General features: G+C 67.7%; 16 protein-coding genes and 1 tRNA gene. 8 read left to right on the top strand and 9 right to left on the bottom strand.

Annotation, left to right across the window (positions count from 1 at the left end):
- Window positions 1–88: 88 nt before the first annotated feature.
- The 3 genes from AC4HOU_RS13615 (at window position 89) to AC4HOU_RS13605 (ending at window position 2,230) form a co-directional block, all read left to right on the top strand.
- Window positions 89–466: a PH domain-containing protein gene (locus AC4HOU_RS13615; RefSeq protein WP_163814053.1), complete on the top strand. Its 378-nt coding sequence runs from the start codon at window positions 89–91 to the stop codon at window positions 464–466.
- Window positions 467–528: 62 nt separating this feature from the next.
- A complete protein-coding gene (locus AC4HOU_RS13610; protein ID WP_163814022.1) occupies window positions 529–954 on the top strand; it encodes an HIT family protein in 426 nt (141 codons plus the stop codon).
- A gap of 193 nt (window positions 955–1,147) precedes the next feature.
- Window positions 1,148–2,230: a class I SAM-dependent methyltransferase gene (locus AC4HOU_RS13605; RefSeq protein ID WP_490724568.1), complete on the top strand. Its 1,083-nt coding sequence runs from the start codon at window positions 1,148–1,150 to the stop codon at window positions 2,228–2,230.
- Between the two features lie 67 nt (window positions 2,231–2,297).
- Here the strand turns inward: AC4HOU_RS13605 and AC4HOU_RS13600 are convergent.
- The 3 genes from AC4HOU_RS13600 to AC4HOU_RS13590 form a co-directional block, all read right to left on the bottom strand.
- A tRNA-Thr gene (locus AC4HOU_RS13600) sits at window positions 2,298–2,369 on the bottom strand.
- Between the two features lie 112 nt (window positions 2,370–2,481).
- Window positions 2,482–2,724, bottom strand: coding sequence for an MbtH family protein (locus tag AC4HOU_RS13595; protein WP_011207082.1), 243 nt, complete (start codon window positions 2,722–2,724; stop codon window positions 2,482–2,484).
- A 152-nt stretch (window positions 2,725–2,876) separates the two neighbouring features.
- Entirely contained in the window at window positions 2,877–3,710 is an 834-nt protein-coding gene (locus AC4HOU_RS13590; RefSeq protein WP_014348852.1) for an alpha/beta fold hydrolase, read from the bottom strand.
- 161 nt (window positions 3,711–3,871) lie between these two features.
- Between AC4HOU_RS13590 and AC4HOU_RS13585 the strand changes: the two genes are divergently transcribed.
- The 4 genes from AC4HOU_RS13585 (at window position 3,872) to AC4HOU_RS13570 (ending at window position 8,231) form a co-directional block, all read left to right on the top strand.
- Window positions 3,872–4,042, top strand: a complete 171-nt coding sequence (locus AC4HOU_RS13585; protein ID WP_014348853.1) for a hypothetical protein — start codon at window positions 3,872–3,874, stop codon at window positions 4,040–4,042.
- 162 nt (window positions 4,043–4,204) lie between these two features.
- Window positions 4,205–5,854, top strand: coding sequence for an alpha,alpha-trehalose-phosphate synthase (UDP-forming) (locus AC4HOU_RS13580; RefSeq protein WP_178127958.1), 1,650 nt, complete (start codon window positions 4,205–4,207; stop codon window positions 5,852–5,854).
- Window positions 5,855–5,922: 68 nt separating this feature from the next.
- On the top strand, window positions 5,923–6,651 hold the full coding sequence (locus AC4HOU_RS13575; protein WP_194991931.1) for a response regulator transcription factor: 729 nt from the start codon (window positions 5,923–5,925) through the stop codon (window positions 6,649–6,651).
- Window positions 6,652–6,710: 59 nt separating this feature from the next.
- Complete coding sequence (locus tag AC4HOU_RS13570) at window positions 6,711–8,231, top strand: sensor histidine kinase (RefSeq protein ID WP_490724667.1); 1,521 nt, start codon at window positions 6,711–6,713, stop codon at window positions 8,229–8,231.
- Here AC4HOU_RS13570 and AC4HOU_RS13565 read toward each other — a convergent pair.
- Complete coding sequence (locus tag AC4HOU_RS13565) at window positions 8,158–8,466, bottom strand: hypothetical protein (RefSeq protein ID WP_490724567.1); 309 nt, start codon at window positions 8,464–8,466, stop codon at window positions 8,158–8,160. The genes AC4HOU_RS13570 and AC4HOU_RS13565 overlap by 74 nt on opposite strands.
- 145 nt (window positions 8,467–8,611) lie before the next feature.
- Between AC4HOU_RS13565 and AC4HOU_RS13560 the strand changes: the two genes are divergently transcribed.
- The gene (locus AC4HOU_RS13560; RefSeq protein WP_490724566.1) at window positions 8,612–9,799 is read left to right on the top strand and encodes a helix-turn-helix domain-containing protein; all 1,188 of its coding nucleotides are present in this window, start codon (window positions 8,612–8,614) and stop codon (window positions 9,797–9,799) included.
- A gap of 70 nt (window positions 9,800–9,869) precedes the next feature.
- On the opposite strand, the gene AC4HOU_RS13555 is transcribed toward AC4HOU_RS13560, so the two are convergent.
- The 5 genes from AC4HOU_RS13555 to AC4HOU_RS13535 are packed head-to-tail and all read right to left on the bottom strand — an operon-like array spanning window position 9,870 to window position 15,322.
- Window positions 9,870–10,364 (bottom strand): h domain protein, encoded by a 495-nt coding sequence (locus tag AC4HOU_RS13555; protein WP_194991929.1) that lies wholly within the window; start codon window positions 10,362–10,364, stop codon window positions 9,870–9,872.
- Entirely contained in the window at window positions 10,361–11,356 is a 996-nt protein-coding gene (locus AC4HOU_RS13550; protein WP_490724565.1) for an Rv1363c family protein, read from the bottom strand. Before AC4HOU_RS13550 ends, AC4HOU_RS13555 begins: the two co-directional genes overlap by 4 nt.
- Window positions 11,353–12,789, bottom strand: coding sequence for an MCE family protein (locus AC4HOU_RS13545; RefSeq protein ID WP_163814015.1), 1,437 nt, complete (start codon window positions 12,787–12,789; stop codon window positions 11,353–11,355). The genes AC4HOU_RS13550 and AC4HOU_RS13545 overlap by 4 nt, the downstream gene beginning before the upstream one ends.
- Entirely contained in the window at window positions 12,786–14,051 is a 1,266-nt protein-coding gene (locus AC4HOU_RS13540) for an MCE family protein (protein ID WP_490724666.1), read from the bottom strand. The genes AC4HOU_RS13545 and AC4HOU_RS13540 overlap by 4 nt, the downstream gene beginning before the upstream one ends.
- On the bottom strand, window positions 14,051–15,322 hold the full coding sequence (locus tag AC4HOU_RS13535; protein WP_228806037.1) for an MCE family protein: 1,272 nt from the start codon (window positions 15,320–15,322) through the stop codon (window positions 14,051–14,053). The genes AC4HOU_RS13540 and AC4HOU_RS13535 overlap by 1 nt, the downstream gene beginning before the upstream one ends.
- Between the last annotated feature and the right edge of the window lie 4 nt (window positions 15,323–15,326).

Here is a 15,326-nt window from a genome sequence, read left to right as displayed (position 1 = left end):
CGCACGCGGCCAACACGTGGATGATGGTTGCTGACAACCGAAGTGGGGGGGCGCTCCCTCACCCGAGCACGCGGAGGATGTGCGGGCCATGGGTCTGATGGACGGAATCATGGGCAACGCCGGGCGAATCGATCCCGGCCAGGCCCAGCAGGAATACGCCAAACTCCTCGGCAACGGTGAGCAGATCTATGCCGCCTTTCTCCTCATCCGCGATGCCATCCTGTTCACCAACCGCCGGCTGATCCTGGTCGACAAGCAGGGCATGTCGGGCCGCAAGGTGAGCTACCACAGCGTGCCCTACCGCTCGATCACGCATTTCTCGGTGGAAACGGCGGGCACCTTCGATCTCGATGCCGAGCTCGCCATCTGGATCGCCGGTAGCCCCACGCCCTTGCACAAGAAGTTCAACCGTCAGGTCGATATCTACGAGGTGCAGGGCTTGCTGTCGCATTTCGTCGCGGTCTAGGCCGCAGCGCGCCCGGTGCCGGTGGTGGTCGCGATGCGGCGCCGGGCGCGTAATCTGCGGGCATGGCTTCTGTTTTCAGTGCGATCATCGCTGGTCAGCTCCCCGGTCGATTCGTGTGGGAGGACGACGAATTCGTCGGCTTCCTCACCATCGCACCCGTCACCCAGGGCCACACGCTGGTGGTCCCGCGCGCGGAGATCGACCAGTGGCAAGACGTCGACCCCGAGACCTTCGCCCGCCTCACCGGCGTCGCGCAGAAGGTCGGCCAGGCCGTGCGCACCGCCTTCGACGCGCCACGCGCCGGTCTGCTGATCGCGGGCCTGGAAGTCCCGCACCTGCACGTGCACGTCTTCCCAGCGTTCACCATGGGCAATTTCGACATCTCCGGCGCCGACCCGAACCCCTCCCCCGAATCCCTCGACGAGGCGCAGGCCAAGATCAAGCAGGCCCTGCGCGAGCTCGGTTACGGCGCCAACGTCCCGGACTGAACCGCTGTGCGGTGCGGAGGTAGCCGTCTCCGCACCGTGGCCGTTGCGGGCGTCCCGACGACCGTGCGCGGCCGCTCGTCGCCCCTCCATGAACCGATCCGGCGGCCTGCCCCGTAGTTCCTCACGCTGCCGCACCCCGGTAGCGACGACATTCCGGCCGCGAATCCCGCGGCGAGTCGACGAGGAGCGCATCATGACCACTGTCCATCCGGCATCGACCGAAACCGCCACCGAAGAGTTCGCCGCAAGGATGGTCGGTGTTCTCAACGACGGGTGTACCGCGATGATGACCAGCATCGGCCATCAGACCGGACTGTTCGACACCATGTCCACCCTGCCCGGTCCGGTGACCTGCGCCGAGCTCGCCGCCACCGCGGGCCTCGACGAACGGTATGTGCGGGAATGGCTCGGCGCTATGACCGTCTCCGGGATCGTCGAATTCGACGCTGCCGCACAGACTTACCGGCTTCCCGCCGAACACGCCGCGGTGCTCACCCGTGCGGCCGGCCCGAACAATCTCGCCCGATTCATGCAGGTCGTCTCGATGCTCGGTGAGGTGGAACCCGCTATCGCCGAATGCTTCCGGGCCGGCGGCGGTCTGTCCTACGACAACTATCCGCGTTTCCACCAGTTCATGGCCGAGTTCAGCGCGGGCACGCTCGACGCGGCGCTGATCGACAGCATCCTGCCGATGGCGCCGGGTCTGACCGAGCGGCTGCACGAGGGCATCGACCTCGCCGATATCGGCTGCGGTCGCGGCCACGCGATCAACCTGATGGCACAGGCGTTTCCGGCGAGCCGATTCATCGGATACGACTTCTCGGTCGAAGCGATCGAGGCCGCACGGGCCGAGGCCGCCCAACTCGGTGTGACCAATGCGAGATTCGAGGTGCTCGATGTGGCCGAGCTCGACGCCACCGACGCCTTCGACGCGATCACCGTTTTCGACGCCATCCACGACCAGGCCCACCCCGCCACCGTCCTCGCGAATATCGCCCGGGCCCTGCGCGATGACGGCGTCTTCCTCATGGTCGACATCCAGGCCTCCAGCCACCTGGAAGACAACGCCGACCTCCCCTTCGGCCCCTTCCTCTACACCGTATCGACCATGCACTGCATGACCGTCTCCCTCGGCCTCGACGGCGATGGCCTCGGCACCGTGTGGGGTGAACAGAAAGCCCTCTCCATGCTCGCCGACGCCGGATTCACCGACGTGCGGATCCACCATGAGGAGGCCGATCCGCTCAACAGTTACTACGTGGCCCAGAAGGGCTGAGGGAATCCGGCGGCCGACTCCGGACAGAAGAAACGAGCGCGACGTAATGTCGCGCTCGTTCTGTTCGAGCCCCCTGTCAGGATTGAACTGACGACCTTCGCTTTACAAGAGCGGTGCTCTACCACTGAGCTAAGGAGGCGGAAAGCGGAGCAATCATAACCGGACGCGCGCACCGCGTGACACCGGGTTTTACGGTGCCATGCGGTACGCGGTCCGGTCGACGGTGTCCCGAGGCGCAGTATCGACCGCGGTCAGGACTGGGCGCCCTGGCGGGCCGCGTCGTCGGCAGCCATGGCGTCGCGCAGGCTCTTGGGACGCATGTCGGTCCAGTTCTTCTCGACGTACTCGACGCAGGCGGCGCGGCTGTCCTCGCCGAACACCACTCGCCATCCGGCCGGGACCTCCGCGAAGGCCGGCCACAGGGAGTGCTGTTCCTCGTCATTGACCAGAACGAAGAAGCGGCCGTCTTCGTCGTCGAAGGGATTGGTGCTCATTTCACCTCACTGGATACTGGCGCTGTGTACGGGATCGCTGCTGGGAAGACCGGCGCCGGGTTACGCGAACCGCGGGCGTCGGAAACCCCGAGCGTTGTGTCGACCCTAGCAAGGGATACGTTACCGCTGGGCGGTTACCTCGCCCCCCGTCATCAGGCGGCAAAGAAATCCAGCAGGATCTTGTTCACCGCTTCCGGTCGCTCCAGGTAGCCGTAGTGTCCGGCGTCCGGAATCTCCTGGTAGCGGGCCCCGGGGATGGCGTCGGCGACCTCGCGCGACAGGTAGGGCGGAATCATCCGGTCATCGGCGAACCCCACCGCGAGGCACGGCACCGTGATCGCGCGATAGGCCTGCACCCGGTCGAAATCGTGATCCATCCGCCGCTGAGCGCGGATGCCGGGCGTGACCGGCCCACCGGTGAACTCGAACAGGTCCAGCCAGTCACGGGCGGCATTGGGGTCGGCCATGGTGGCCGGTGACAGGTTCATCACCGCGGTCACCGCCGCTTCGTATTTCGGCGGCAGCGCGATGGCGCTCGCGTCCAGCTCGTGTTCGCCGAGCGAGAGCGTCTTCTGGAACTGGTCGAGGCGACCGTGGCCGGCGAGGAACACCGCCTTGCGCACCAGGTCGGGGCGGGCCAGCGCCAGTTCCTGGGCGACCCGCGCGCCCATGGAGGTGCCAACGACCAGGGCCGGGCCCTCGTCGAGCAGTTCGATCAGGCCCGCGGTATCGGCGACCAGCTGATCGATGGTCATCCCATCGGCGGCCTCGTAGGACGGCGCGATACCGCGGTTGTCGAAGGTGCACACCCGGTAGCCGGCCGCCACCAGAGCGGGCACCTGATGCAGCTCCCACACCCGGCCGGGGCTACCGGTGCCCATGATCATCACGACCAGCGGGCCGCCGCCCTTGGTGTCGGTGCCCTTGGCTCGGTCGCCCTTGACCTGGTAGTTGAGTGAAATTCCGTTCACCGTGGCCAGTGGCATCCGCATACCCTTTCGTAAGGTTGGTACTGCGCTGCCCACGGTATCGGTACCGCGAGCGCCGGTACACGGGGTGGGCCTCCGGCACCGGGTATGCCCGGGCCGCGCGCCAGATACCATTGACTACTCGCACGTACGAGCGCAATTTGCCGGGAGGACTGAAGATGGCCGCGAAGAGCAGCGCGAACGGAATCGCCGACGAGGATCTGGAGCCGCTGGCCGACGAAACCGCTCGCCAGGCCCAGCGCGTCGTGGCCGCCTACGCGGCCGATGCGGACGAATGCCGGATGCTGCTGTCGATGCTCGGCATCGGCCCCGGCGCGCGCGGCGAATAGTCGCCGCACCTTCGGATCGGCGGCGCGCCCGGCGATCCTTTCGACAACTGAAACCGGGAACAGCGAAGCGCAGCGCGGCGTGAGCGACGGCCCGAAGGCGACAGCCGACGAATGATGGGCAGTCGCACGCCGCCCTCAGACAAGGATGCGTGAGTGGACCAGATGACCGACCAGCCGTCCAACGACAACGACTCCTCCGACTACGCCCCATCGGACCCGTCCGGGCCCGCTTCGGCGGCCAACGGCTCCGTGCCCGACGGTTCGGTATCCAATGGCTCCGGGCCGATCGATACCGAGGTCGCCGAACCCGAACCGATCCAGGCCCAGCCCATCGGCGCGGGCGGCGGTAACTCCGGGTTCGTCGTGGTCGCCAACCGGCTCCCGGTCGATCTGGAAAAACTTCCCGATGGCAGCACCCGGTGGAAGCGCAGTCCCGGCGGGCTGGTCACCGCGCTGGAACCGGTGTTGCGCTCGAACAAGGGCGCCTGGGTGGGCTGGGCCGGTGTGCCCGACGTCGACGTCGACCCGATCATCGAAGACGGTCTCGAACTGCACCCGGTCCCGTTGACGGCGCAGGAGGTCGAGGACTACTACGAGGGCTTCTCCAACGGCACCCTGTGGCCGCTCTACCACGACGTCATCGTGCGCCCGGTCTACGACCGCAAATGGTGGGCTGCCTACGTTCAGGTGAATCGCCGCTTCGCCGAGGCCACCGCGAAGGTCGCCGCCGAGGGCGCGACGGTCTGGGTGCAGGACTATCAGCTCCAGTTGGTGCCGAAGATGCTTCGGATGCTGCGCCCGGACCTGACCATCGGGTTCTTCCTGCACATCCCGTTCCCGCCGGTGGAACTGTTCATGCAGATGCCCTGGCGGACCGAGATCATCGAGGGCCTGCTCGGCGCCGATCTGATCGGTTTCCACCTGCCCGGCGGCGCGCAGAACTTCCTCTACCTGGCTCGCAGGCTGGCCGGTCAGCCCACTTCGCGCGGCAACGTCGGGGTGCGGTCGAAGCTGGGCGTGGTGCAGGTCGGCTTCCGTAACGTGCGCGTGGGCGCCTTCCCGATCTCGATCGCCTCGGCCGAGCTCGACGAGCACTCGCGGCGCCGCTCGGTGCGCGAACGGGCGGCCAAGATCCGCGCCGAACTGGGCAATCCGAAGAACATCCTGCTCGGCGTCGACCGGCTCGACTACACCAAGGGCATCGACATCCGGCTCAATGCGCTGGAAGAGCTGCTGATGGAGGGCAGGGTCGACCCGTCGGACACGGTCATGGTGCAGCTGGCCACCCCGAGCCGTGAGCGGGTGCAGAGCTACATCAAGATGCGCGGCGATATCGAACGCCAGGTCGGCCGGATCAACGGCGAGTTCGCCCGGGTCGGCTACCCGGTGGTGCACTATCTGCACCGGCCGATCCCGCGTGAGGAACTGATCGCCTTCTTCGTCGCCGCCGACGCCATGCTGGTGACGCCGCTGCGGGACGGGATGAACCTGGTGGCCAAGGAGTACGTGGCCTGCCACAGCGGCCTCAACGGTGCCCTGGTGCTGAGTGAATTCACCGGTGCGGCAGCGGAATTGCGGCAGTCGTATCTGTGCAATCCGCATGACCTGGATTCGGTGAAGGATGCCATCGCCTCGGCGCTGACCGACGATCGCGACACCAAGCGGCGCCGGATGCGGTCGCTGCGCAGGCAGGTGCTCACCCACGACGTCGACCGCTGGGCCCGCGCGTTCCTGGACGCGCTGGCGCACGATCAGGTCGCAGGCAGCGCCCTGCTCTCCGATGAGGACATCTACTCCGAGCCGCAGCGCTGACCCAGGTTCACAGCAACCACACAGCGAGTCCGCAGCCCGATCCCAGCGGCGCGCGCCAGCGTGGATCCATGACCGCAACGCCGCGACAGGCACCCGAGGCACGGGTGCTGGTGGTCGACGACGAGCCGATGATCGTCGAACTGCTCGACGTCAGCCTGCGCTTCCAGGGCTTCGAGGTGGCCACCGCCGCCGACGGCGCCCAAGCGCTCGACCTGGCCCGGACCTTCCGGCCGCAGGCACTCATCGTCGATGTGATGATGCCCGGCATGGACGGGTTCGGGCTGCTGCGCCGGCTGCGCGCCGACGGGATCGACGCACCGGTGCTGTTCCTCACCGCCCGCGACGACGTGCACGACAAGGTGACCGGGCTGACCCTCGGCGCCGACGATTACGTCACCAAACCGTTCAGCCTGGAAGAGGTGGTCGCGCGGCTGCGGGTGATCCTGCGCCGAGCTGGTCAGGTGAATCCGCAGCCGGAGCGTGCCCGGTTGCGGTTCGCCGATATCGAGCTCGACGACGACACCCATGAGGTGTGGAAAGCCGGTGAGCCGGTGGCGTTGTCGCCCACCGAATTCACGCTGCTGCGGTACTTCCTGGTCAACGCGGGCACGGTGCTGAGCAAGCCACGAATCCTGGATCACGTGTGGCGCTACGACTTCGGCGGCGAGGTCGGAGTGGTGGAGACGTATGTGTCGTACCTTCGCAAGAAGGTCGACACCGGTGAACGGCGGCTGATCCACACCTTGCGTGGGGTGGGTTATGTGATGCGGGAGCCGGAGGACGGCCGGGCACGGTGAGCGTCGACAGGGGAGCAACCGAGGTCGCGGACGGGCGCGCGACGGGTCCGCTACGGCAGCTGGAGCGCACGCTCGGAAACAGACTCGCGGCCGTTCCGCTGCGCGTGACGCTGGTGCTGGCACTGGTCACGCTGGCGGGGGCCGGACTACTCGCCTCCGGCGTTGCGGTCACCTCCGCGCTGCGCACAGCCCTGGTCGATCGCCTCGACCAGCAGCTGGTCGAAGCCGCGCATACCTGGGCGAGCCCGGGCGGGCCTGCCTTGCACCGGCTGCCGGGGCGGCCGGGGTTCGAGCGCCCGCCGGTGCTGTTCTACGCGCGGGTGCAGGATTCGTCCGGCCGAGTGCTACAACTCGATGACCAGGCCGCCGGTGCGCCGGATGTGCCCGCCGACGCCGGGACCGGCCCGTTCACCACCGGCTCCACCGACGGCGATTCGTCGAACTGGCGTGTCCTGAATCTACGGACTCCGCAGGGCTCGAGTCTGGTCGCGCTGCGGATGGACGAAACCGAGGCCATCATCGACCGCCTCATCGCGCTGGAACTGGTGATCGGCGCGGTGGTGCTGGCGGCGCTGGCGGTGGCCGCGTACTTCGTCATCCGGCGCAGTCTGCGGCGGCTGGTCGAGGTCGAGGAGATCGCCGCGGAGATCGCCGCCGGTGATCTGCATCGGCGAGTTCCGGTGCGCGGCACCAACACCGAGGTCGATAGCCTCGCCACCTCACTCAATGCCATGCTCAGCCAGATCCAGACCGGTTTCGCCGCGGCCGAGGCCTCCGAGGAGGCGGCGCGGCGCTCCGAGACCAAGATGCGCCGCTTCATCGCCGACGCCAGCCACGAACTGCGCACCCCGCTCACCACGATTCGCGGTTTCGCCGAGCTCTACCGCCAGGGCGCGGCCACCGACGCGGGCCTGTTCATGGAGCGCATCGAGAGCGAAGCCAACCGGATGAGCGTGCTGGTCGGTGACCTGCTGATGCTGGCCCGGCTCGACGCCCAACGCCCACTCGAACGGGAACAGGTCGATCTGCTCGCCCTGGCCAGCGACGCCGTGCACAGTGCGCGCGCCGCGGCAGCCGCCCGTCACCCCGAGCTGCCGCCGCGCCGCATCGACCTCGACGCGCGGCCGGGAACCGGAACCTACGAGGTGGCCGGCGACGCCGCCCGCCTGCGTCAGGTGCTGGCCAACCTGCTGAACAACGCCCTCGTGCACACCCCGCCGGACGCGGCGATCACCGTCACACTGACCCCGGGCGCCGAGGAGGTCCTGCTCGAAGTAGCCGACACCGGTCCGGGCCTGCCCGCCGAGGAAGCCGCCCGGATCTTCGAGCGCTTCTACCGCACCGACACCTCACGCAGCCGCGACAGCGGCGGGACGGGGCTCGGACTGTCCATCGTGCAGGCCTTGGTCGCCGCACACGGTGGAACCGTTGATGTGCGCAGCACCGTTGGTGCAGGAACCACCTTCATCGTCCGCCTGCCGCGCGACCAGGCGACCGAATCCCGCGTCACCGGCGCTCGGGCCAGCTGTGACCGCGCGGGTAGCGCTGGACCGGCGTCAGCAGATCCGCGAATTCGGTGATCAGCACCCGATACGGCTCGGCGTGTTCAAAGGTCGGTACGGCGACCGCCGAGGCCGCGTGGTCGCCGAGGTGCTGGGCGATCACCATCGCCGCCACCAGCGGCCGCACATCCAGCGTGACCGTATAGACCAAGTCGTAGCCGTGCCGGTCCGCCACGGCGGGCAGATCGGCCGCCTGACCGCCGTTCGCCCCGCGCCGGACCAACCCGATGGCCCGGTGCCGCCTGTTCTCCACACACCCCATGTACCGCCCCTGTCTGATCGCCGAATGGTCTGCACCCGCCGCCGAGGACTCGACGTCGACCCGGCGGCGGGGCGTGCGTCGAGCTTTGTCCGCCTGACCTGGTGCGAAGTGGCACAACGTGTGTCACCGTTGAGGTATGGACGACGCCGGGATCGGGGCACGCACCGCCAGGGCTCGTAAACTGGCGCGGCTCACGCAACCACAGCTCGCATACAAGGCGAACGTTTCACTCTCTCTGCTACGCAAGGTCGAGCAGGGCTCGAGAGCGGCCTCGCCTGCGTTTATCGCGACTGTGGCGCGCACTCTCGGGGTGAATATCGAAGACCTCACCGGCCAGCCCTACTCTCCCGTCCGTGACGACAATGCCGCACACGCGACCATCCGGGAACTGCGTCGCAGGATTCTGGCGTTCAACGACGAACCCCTCACCGAACCAATCACATTGGACGAGCTGACGGCGGCGCTCGACCGTGTTCGGGAGGGCATGCGGCGGGCACGCTACAGCGACCTCACCGCGGAGCTCCCCGACGTGATCCACGGTCTGCACGTACTCGCCGAGGACGAGAATTCTGACGACCGCCTAGAGCTGATTCACTCCACCCTCGCGTACGCCTACAGCAAAGCCATGCTATTCGCTTACCAGTACGGCTATCTCGATCTCGCCGGGCTGGCCGCAGAACGTTGCATGTGGGCAGCCGATCGTAGCGGCGACCCGATCTGGCCGATTGCCGCGAACTACAACCGAGCGCTGATCTTGCTGTATTCGGGCGCTTACCCGAGCGGTCTGCGCATCATCGAGCGCGCGCACGCCGCCAGCGAAGAGCTACCGACGACACCCGACCTGTTGGCCGTCCGCGGCGCGCTGCACTTACGTGGCTCGATACTTGCTGCACGCGCCTTGGACGGTGATGCTGCTGAAACACATTTGACCGAGGCCCGTGGCATCGCTGCGGCCGTCGCCGGACAGCGATACAGCAACTATGGAACCGGATTCCGCCCATCGAACGTCGATATCCATTCCGTCGCCGTCCCCGTCGAATTATCCGACGGCACAACAGCTGTCGCCCGTGCCGAACAAATCCATCTGCCGAAATCGGTGGCACCGTCTCGCGCCGGCCACCACTGGATCGACGTATCCCGAGCCTGGCTACTCCACGGTGATAAACAGCGCGCCCTCACCAGCCTCGACCAGGCCCGCCGCATCGCCCCCGAACTGACCCGCAACCACCCGCAGGTCCACGAAACCATCCGCGTCCTCGCCCACTCCCGCCGCAGCGCCGACGCGTTATCGACCTTCGCCCGCTGGGCCAACGTCAAGATCTGAGGCAGCCGGAACAACGGCTGGCCACCGCGGTGGGCCAGCGGCTCGAGATCTCGTTGAGCGGGTAGCTGGTTCAGATCGGGGTTACCGAGGCCACCAGCCAACGATCGTCGGACTTGTCCATCTCGACCCGCACCCGGCTGCCCGAGGTGGTGCCCTGGGGGCTGTCTTTGCTGGTGGTGACCTGGTTCAGGTACAGCATCACCACGGCGTGGGCGCGGTCGGCGGAGACGACGCCGGCGGCCTGGGTGGTGGCCGCGACGGTGAGCTGCTTTTCCTTGGCGCCGGGGACGATCGCCTTCTCGATCAGCGTCAGATAGTCCTTGCGGAACGGGTCGGCGAGGTTGTCGGCAGCCTTCGGCAGTTCGGTTTCGACGGTGGTGTGTTCGTAGCTGAACATGGCCGAGACGGTGCGGCTCGCGGCTTCCACGGCCGCGGCGCGTGAATCCTCGGACCGCTGATCGTCCCAGTAACGGTAGCCGTTGATACCGAGGATGATCGCCGACGCGGCAACGACGACCGCCGTCACGCCGAGCAGGATCTTGGTGCGCAAACGCAAAGCACTCATGCCACGAACTCCACATCAGAGGCGGTCATCCCGGCATCACTGTTGGTCACAGTGATCCGGAATCGGTAGTACCGCAGTTGCGGACCTTCCTGGCCCGCGTTGGTCACGGTCTGTTTGGCGGCCACCAGCACCCGCGCGGAGTTATCGTCCGAGCTCTCCAGGGCGGCCTCGACGACCTCACCGGTGGACTGCACCTTGGCCTGCTTGACCACCTCGGTGAAGGGGTCGACCCGGCCGTTGAACTCGTCCTTGAACTCGCCCGACGCCATGGTGAGGATGCGGTCGATGTCCTCCTTGGCCGTATCCGCGCGGATGGTGGTCAGGTTCAGCACGGTCTGCCGGGCGGTCTGGATGTACTCGGCGCGCAGGGCATCGCGCTCGTCGGCCGAGCGGACCGCGAAGACCGAGATCACCGCACCGGCCACCAGAGCGAGGGCGACGATCGCCGACGCGGCGACGGCGAGGATGCGCAGGGCCGAGCGGCCGGGACGCTCGTCCTCGGCACTGTCATCACCCTTGTCCGGGGAGGCCTTGTCGAGTTTCACCGTGTCGGCATCCGGATTCGCCGTCGCGGTGCTCAGCTTCACCGTGTCCGCATCGGCCGCGCCCGAACTCAGCTCGACAGTGTCGGCCTCGGCCGCGCCGGCGCTCAGCTTGACGGTGTCGGCCGCGCCCGAACTCAGCTTGACGGTGTCGGCCTCGGCCGCGCCCGTCTTCACCGTGTCCGCATCCGCGTCGACGCGGTCCGCCTCGGACGCCGCAGTATCGCCCCGGCCCTCGGCCGCCTCCGACGCCGCAACCATCCCCGTGTCCGGCTTGTCCGGTTCCTGCCCCCGAACATGGGCAGAGCCCGGTACGGCAGTACCGGGCTCGACCGCATCGCTGCGGTCCGGGTCCGAGGCAGGTAGGGCCTCGGTGCGTACCTCGTCGACCGGCGGGCCCGCGGAACGGCTCGCGCGCCGACGAGTCCGGCTGTTGTTCTTTTCGCTCATCGTTGCTGCTCCTCGAACATCGCTTGCCAACTCGACGGAACCGTTCCCGATCCGCCAGGATCGATATTTCCCTGCCGGTAGGTGCGGCCGTCGGTGCCGATATAGACGCCCGTGGCCGGATCGTAGGACCTGGCGGCGGCGGGCGTGGTCATTGCGCCAGATCCCGCCGACGGCGCACCGGCCGGGGCCGAGCCCGGGATCAACGGCGCGGACGCGGGGGCGACGGGCTGCGGCGGGCCGAAGGGCGGGTTGTTGCCCTCCGGAACGTACCCGGTGCGGCACAGCTCCGGCGAGGGCGCCCGCCGTCCGGGGAACTCCGCGCAGGGAGTGTTGCGGATGCCGCGCACCGCGACCGGCGAATCCTGCGGAACCTTGCAGTACAGGCCGGACGGGGTATCGATGGTGTCGAGTTCGCTGGGTGCGCGGCGCTGATCCGGCGGCAGGAATCCGGTGGTGCACGGCGGCGGATCGTTCAGGGTGGTCATGAAGTCGACCAGCGCGCCGTACTCGAGCGGCCCGCGGATCGAGGTCAGCAGGGCCGCGACCAGCGGCGGGTAGACGACAAGGATCTGTTCGACACCCGCGTTGTAGGTGACCGCGACCTGGCCCAGGCTCACCAGATTGGCCAGCAGCAGCGGCAGCGTCGGACGCAGCGAGTCGAACTGATTGGTGACGGTCTCCAGTGCGGCCGGTCCGTCGCGCAGGATATTGCGCAGAGCCGGATCGTGTTCGCGCAGTTGATCGGTCACCGTGGCCAGATCGGCGGTCCAAGAACGGATGGCGTCCTCGGAGCGGACCTGGGTGTCCAGCAGCGGCCCGATCTGTTCGATCAGCTGCTTGGTCGGCTCGGCGCTATCCTTGGCTTCCTGCACCAGCAGGGCCGCCGAATCGATGAAGCGTTGCAGGTCGGGACCTGCGCCGTTGAACGCGCGGAACGCCTCGTCGATCACCTGCCGCAGCCGAGTGTCGGCGACACTGGACAACAGGCGGTCGGTCTGGTCGAGCAGCGCACCCACGTCCTGCGGAAGCTTGGTCCGCTCCACCGGAATCACGCTGCCGTCGTACAGGTTTCCGTCGCCGCCGTCTTCGACCGGCACCAGGTCGACGTACTGTTCGCCGATCGCGGACACGCTGCGCACCCAGGCCTCGGAGTCACCGGGGATCTTGTAGTCGCTGTCGATGGACAGATCCGCCTCCACCCCTTCGGGTGTCAGCCGGACCTCGGTCACCTTGCCGACGTTCGTGCCGCGGTAAGCCACGTTCGCCTGCTGGTACAGCCCGCCGGTCGCCTCCAGCTGCACCGTGACCTTGTAGCGGCCGATGCCGAGCATCGCGGGCACACCGATGTAGGTGCCACCCATGACCACTAGGCCGATCACGGTGAGTACGGAGAAGATCGCCAGCTGGATCTTGACGAATTTGGTGAGCGTCACCGCCCCTGTCCCCCTTCCGGCGCGGGTGCCGGGGCGGCCGCGCCGGGCAGCGGCACGGTCAGCCCGGGAATGGCGGGCAGGCCGGGAATCGGCGGCAGCCCGGGGATGGTGGGCGCGGGCGCGCCGGGTTGACCGGCCGGCGGCTGCATCGGCGTGGTCAGCGGATTACCTTGCTGCCCGGCGGTTTCCGGCGCGAAGGTGCCGAGGACGCCTTCCACACCGCCGAACCGGCCGCCGAGCGGGGTTCCGGTGAGGAAGTTGGAATCCAGGCGTTTGCCGGTCATATCCACGGTCATGAACAGGTTGAGGTAATCGCCCTTGATGGCGTTGCCGAGGTTCTTCATCGGGAACGGGAAGCTCAACGCGATCTTCAGGGCCTCGGTGAGGTTGTTGCCGGTGTCGGCCAGGGTTTGCAGGACCGGCCCTAGTGCCGCGAGATTCGCCTTCAGGTTGTCGCCGGCGTTGTCGATGATCCGCTGGGTGACCTCACTGAGATCGCCGAGCGCGGTGAGCGTATGGGTGATGTTCTCCCGGCGATCGGCCAGCACCGTGAGCGCGGGATGGATCTGCTCGATCGCCCGGCCCACCAGATCACGCTGCTGGTTCAGCTGCCCGCCGAGCCGGTCCAGCCCCGCCATCGCGGCGATGATGTCGTTGGTCTGCGATTGCAGGTTGGTGGTCAGGTCGTTGAGCTGCGGCAGCAGATCGCGGATCTCGTCCTCGTTGCCGACGAAGGCCGCGTTCAGCTCGCGCGTGATGGTCTCCAGCTGCGAGATGCCGCCACCGTTGAGCACCACCGACAGCGACGACAGCACCTGCTCGGTGGTCGGATAGGCCCCGGCGCGGTCGAGCGGGATCACATCGCCGTCGCTGAGCCTGCCCTGCGGCTGCATGTTCGTCGGCGGCGCCAGTTCCACATGATTGCTGCCGAGCAGACTGGTCTGCCCGATCTTGGCGACCGCGTTGGCGGGCAGCACCACATCGGGATTGAGCGAGACGGTGACCAGCGCGTGCCAGCCCTCCACCTCGATCCCGGTGACGGTGCCGACCGCGACGTCGTCGACGCGGACCGGCGAATTGCGGGTCAGCGTGGTGACATTCGGCATCTGGATGCGCACCTGGTACGCGCCCTCGCCGGTGCCCTCGTTACCGGGCATCGGTAGCGAGTTCAGCCCGTCCCACTGACACCCGGTGACGCCGAGCGCCAGGGTGAGTCCGACCGCGACGGCCGCGGTGCGGCGCATCGCCTTTGGTTTGCGCATCATCGCCCTCCTCCCGGCGCCGGCGGCGCGGGCAATCCCGGAATGGCAAGCCCGGCGATGCCGCTGGGCACCGTCACCGGCGCGGCACCGCGAGCCGGGGCAGGCCCCTGGGTCTGCTGGGTGCCCGCCAGCGACTCCGGGCTGAACACCAGCTGGTCCGGGAACGCGGTGACACCGGTCGCCGGATTGGCCAGCAGCGGCGGGTAGTTCATCGCGAGCGATTTCAGCACCGGCGCCAGGAACTCCGCGCACAGAGCCGCACTCTGATCGGAGTTGTATCCCTCGCGCGCCTGCACCGATCCGCACAGGAAGCTGAGCGGATCCGCGGTGTTGTTCAACGCGATGGCACCGGTCAGCGTGCCCTGTGCGGGCTTGTAGATCTGATAGAAGTTCACCAGCGCGGTCGGGCCGGAGTGCAGCACCTGTTCCAGCTCGGGGCGCTTGTCGACCAAAATCTGAGTGGCGTCGGCGAGCTTCTGCACGCCCTCGGTGAGTTCGGCGCCGCTGCTGTCGAGGAAGCGTTTGACGTCGGCGACGGCGATATCCAGGTTGTCCAGACCCGCGCCGAGATCATTCGATACACCGGCCAGCACCGACGACACCGAGGCGAGCCTGCCGCCGAACTGCACGATCTGCTCATTGCTCGCCGAGAGCACCTCGACGAAATGCTGCAGGTTGCGGATGGTGCCGAACAGGTCGGTGCGGCCGTCGGAGAGCGTGGTCAGCGTCGCCGACAGCTCGCGCAGCGTCTCCCGGAATCGGTCGCCGTTGCCGTCGAGGTTCTCCGCGGCGGTATCGACGAACCGGCCGAACGAACCCTGCTGGTCTTCCCCGACCGGCCCGAGTGCCGTTGCCAGCTTGGACAATTCGGCCTTGATGTCATCCCACTCCACTGGAACGGCAGTGCGTTCGATGCCGATCGTGGCGCCGTCTTCCAGCTTCGGGCCCTCGGTGTAGGCGGGGGCGATCTGGATGAAACGGGCCGCGACCAGCGACGGCGCGATGATCACCGCGCGGGAGTCGGCGGGCAGGTCGATGCCGCGGTCGATGGTCATCTCGACCTTCACCTGATCGGCGCTCGGCTCGATCGAGTCGATGCTGCCGACCTTGACCCCGAGCACCCGCACATCGTCACCGGCGTAGAGGCCGCTGGTGGAGGTGAAGTAGGCGGTGATGTTCGTCTTGCCGATCCGGTTCAGCGCGGTGTAGCCGGCGAACACCACCAGCGCGGCGACCAGCACCGCGGCGGCGATGAACACCCATCGGGGCATACTG

The sequence above is a fragment of the Nocardia sp. JCM 38205 genome, assembly GCF_058222935.1.
Note: the sequence above shows the minus strand (reverse complement) of the source record. Positions and strands in the feature narration are given on the sequence as shown.

Bases quoted from the DNA above. Each gene is read 5' to 3' on its own strand.
- AC4HOU_RS13575 (WP_194991931.1), top strand. From the start codon at position 5,923: ATGACCGCAACGCCGCGACAGGCACCCGAGGCACGGGTGCTGGTGGTC.
- AC4HOU_RS13540 (WP_490724666.1), bottom strand. From the start codon at position 14,051: ATGCGCAAACCAAAGGCGATGCGCCGCACCGCGGCCGTCGCGGTCGGA.
- AC4HOU_RS13555 (WP_194991929.1), bottom strand. From the start codon at position 10,364: ATGAGTGCTTTGCGTTTGCGCACCAAGATCCTGCTCGGCGTGACGGCG.
- AC4HOU_RS13560 (WP_490724566.1), top strand. From the start codon at position 8,612: ATGGACGACGCCGGGATCGGGGCACGCACCGCCAGGGCTCGTAAACTG.
- AC4HOU_RS13615 (WP_163814053.1), top strand. From the start codon at position 89: ATGGGTCTGATGGACGGAATCATGGGCAACGCCGGGCGAATCGATCCC.
- AC4HOU_RS13590 (WP_014348852.1), bottom strand. From the start codon at position 3,710: ATGCCACTGGCCACGGTGAACGGAATTTCACTCAACTACCAGGTCAAG.
- AC4HOU_RS13535 (WP_228806037.1), bottom strand. From the start codon at position 15,322: ATGCCCCGATGGGTGTTCATCGCCGCCGCGGTGCTGGTCGCCGCGCTG.
- AC4HOU_RS13580 (WP_178127958.1), top strand. From the start codon at position 4,205: ATGACCGACCAGCCGTCCAACGACAACGACTCCTCCGACTACGCCCCA.
- AC4HOU_RS13605 (WP_490724568.1), top strand. From the start codon at position 1,148: ATGACCACTGTCCATCCGGCATCGACCGAAACCGCCACCGAAGAGTTC.
- AC4HOU_RS13585 (WP_014348853.1), top strand. From the start codon at position 3,872: ATGGCCGCGAAGAGCAGCGCGAACGGAATCGCCGACGAGGATCTGGAG.
- AC4HOU_RS13610 (WP_163814022.1), top strand. From the start codon at position 529: ATGGCTTCTGTTTTCAGTGCGATCATCGCTGGTCAGCTCCCCGGTCGA.
- AC4HOU_RS13550 (WP_490724565.1), bottom strand. From the start codon at position 11,356: ATGAGCGAAAAGAACAACAGCCGGACTCGTCGGCGCGCGAGCCGTTCC.
- AC4HOU_RS13595 (WP_011207082.1), bottom strand. From the start codon at position 2,724: ATGAGCACCAATCCCTTCGACGACGAAGACGGCCGCTTCTTCGTTCTG.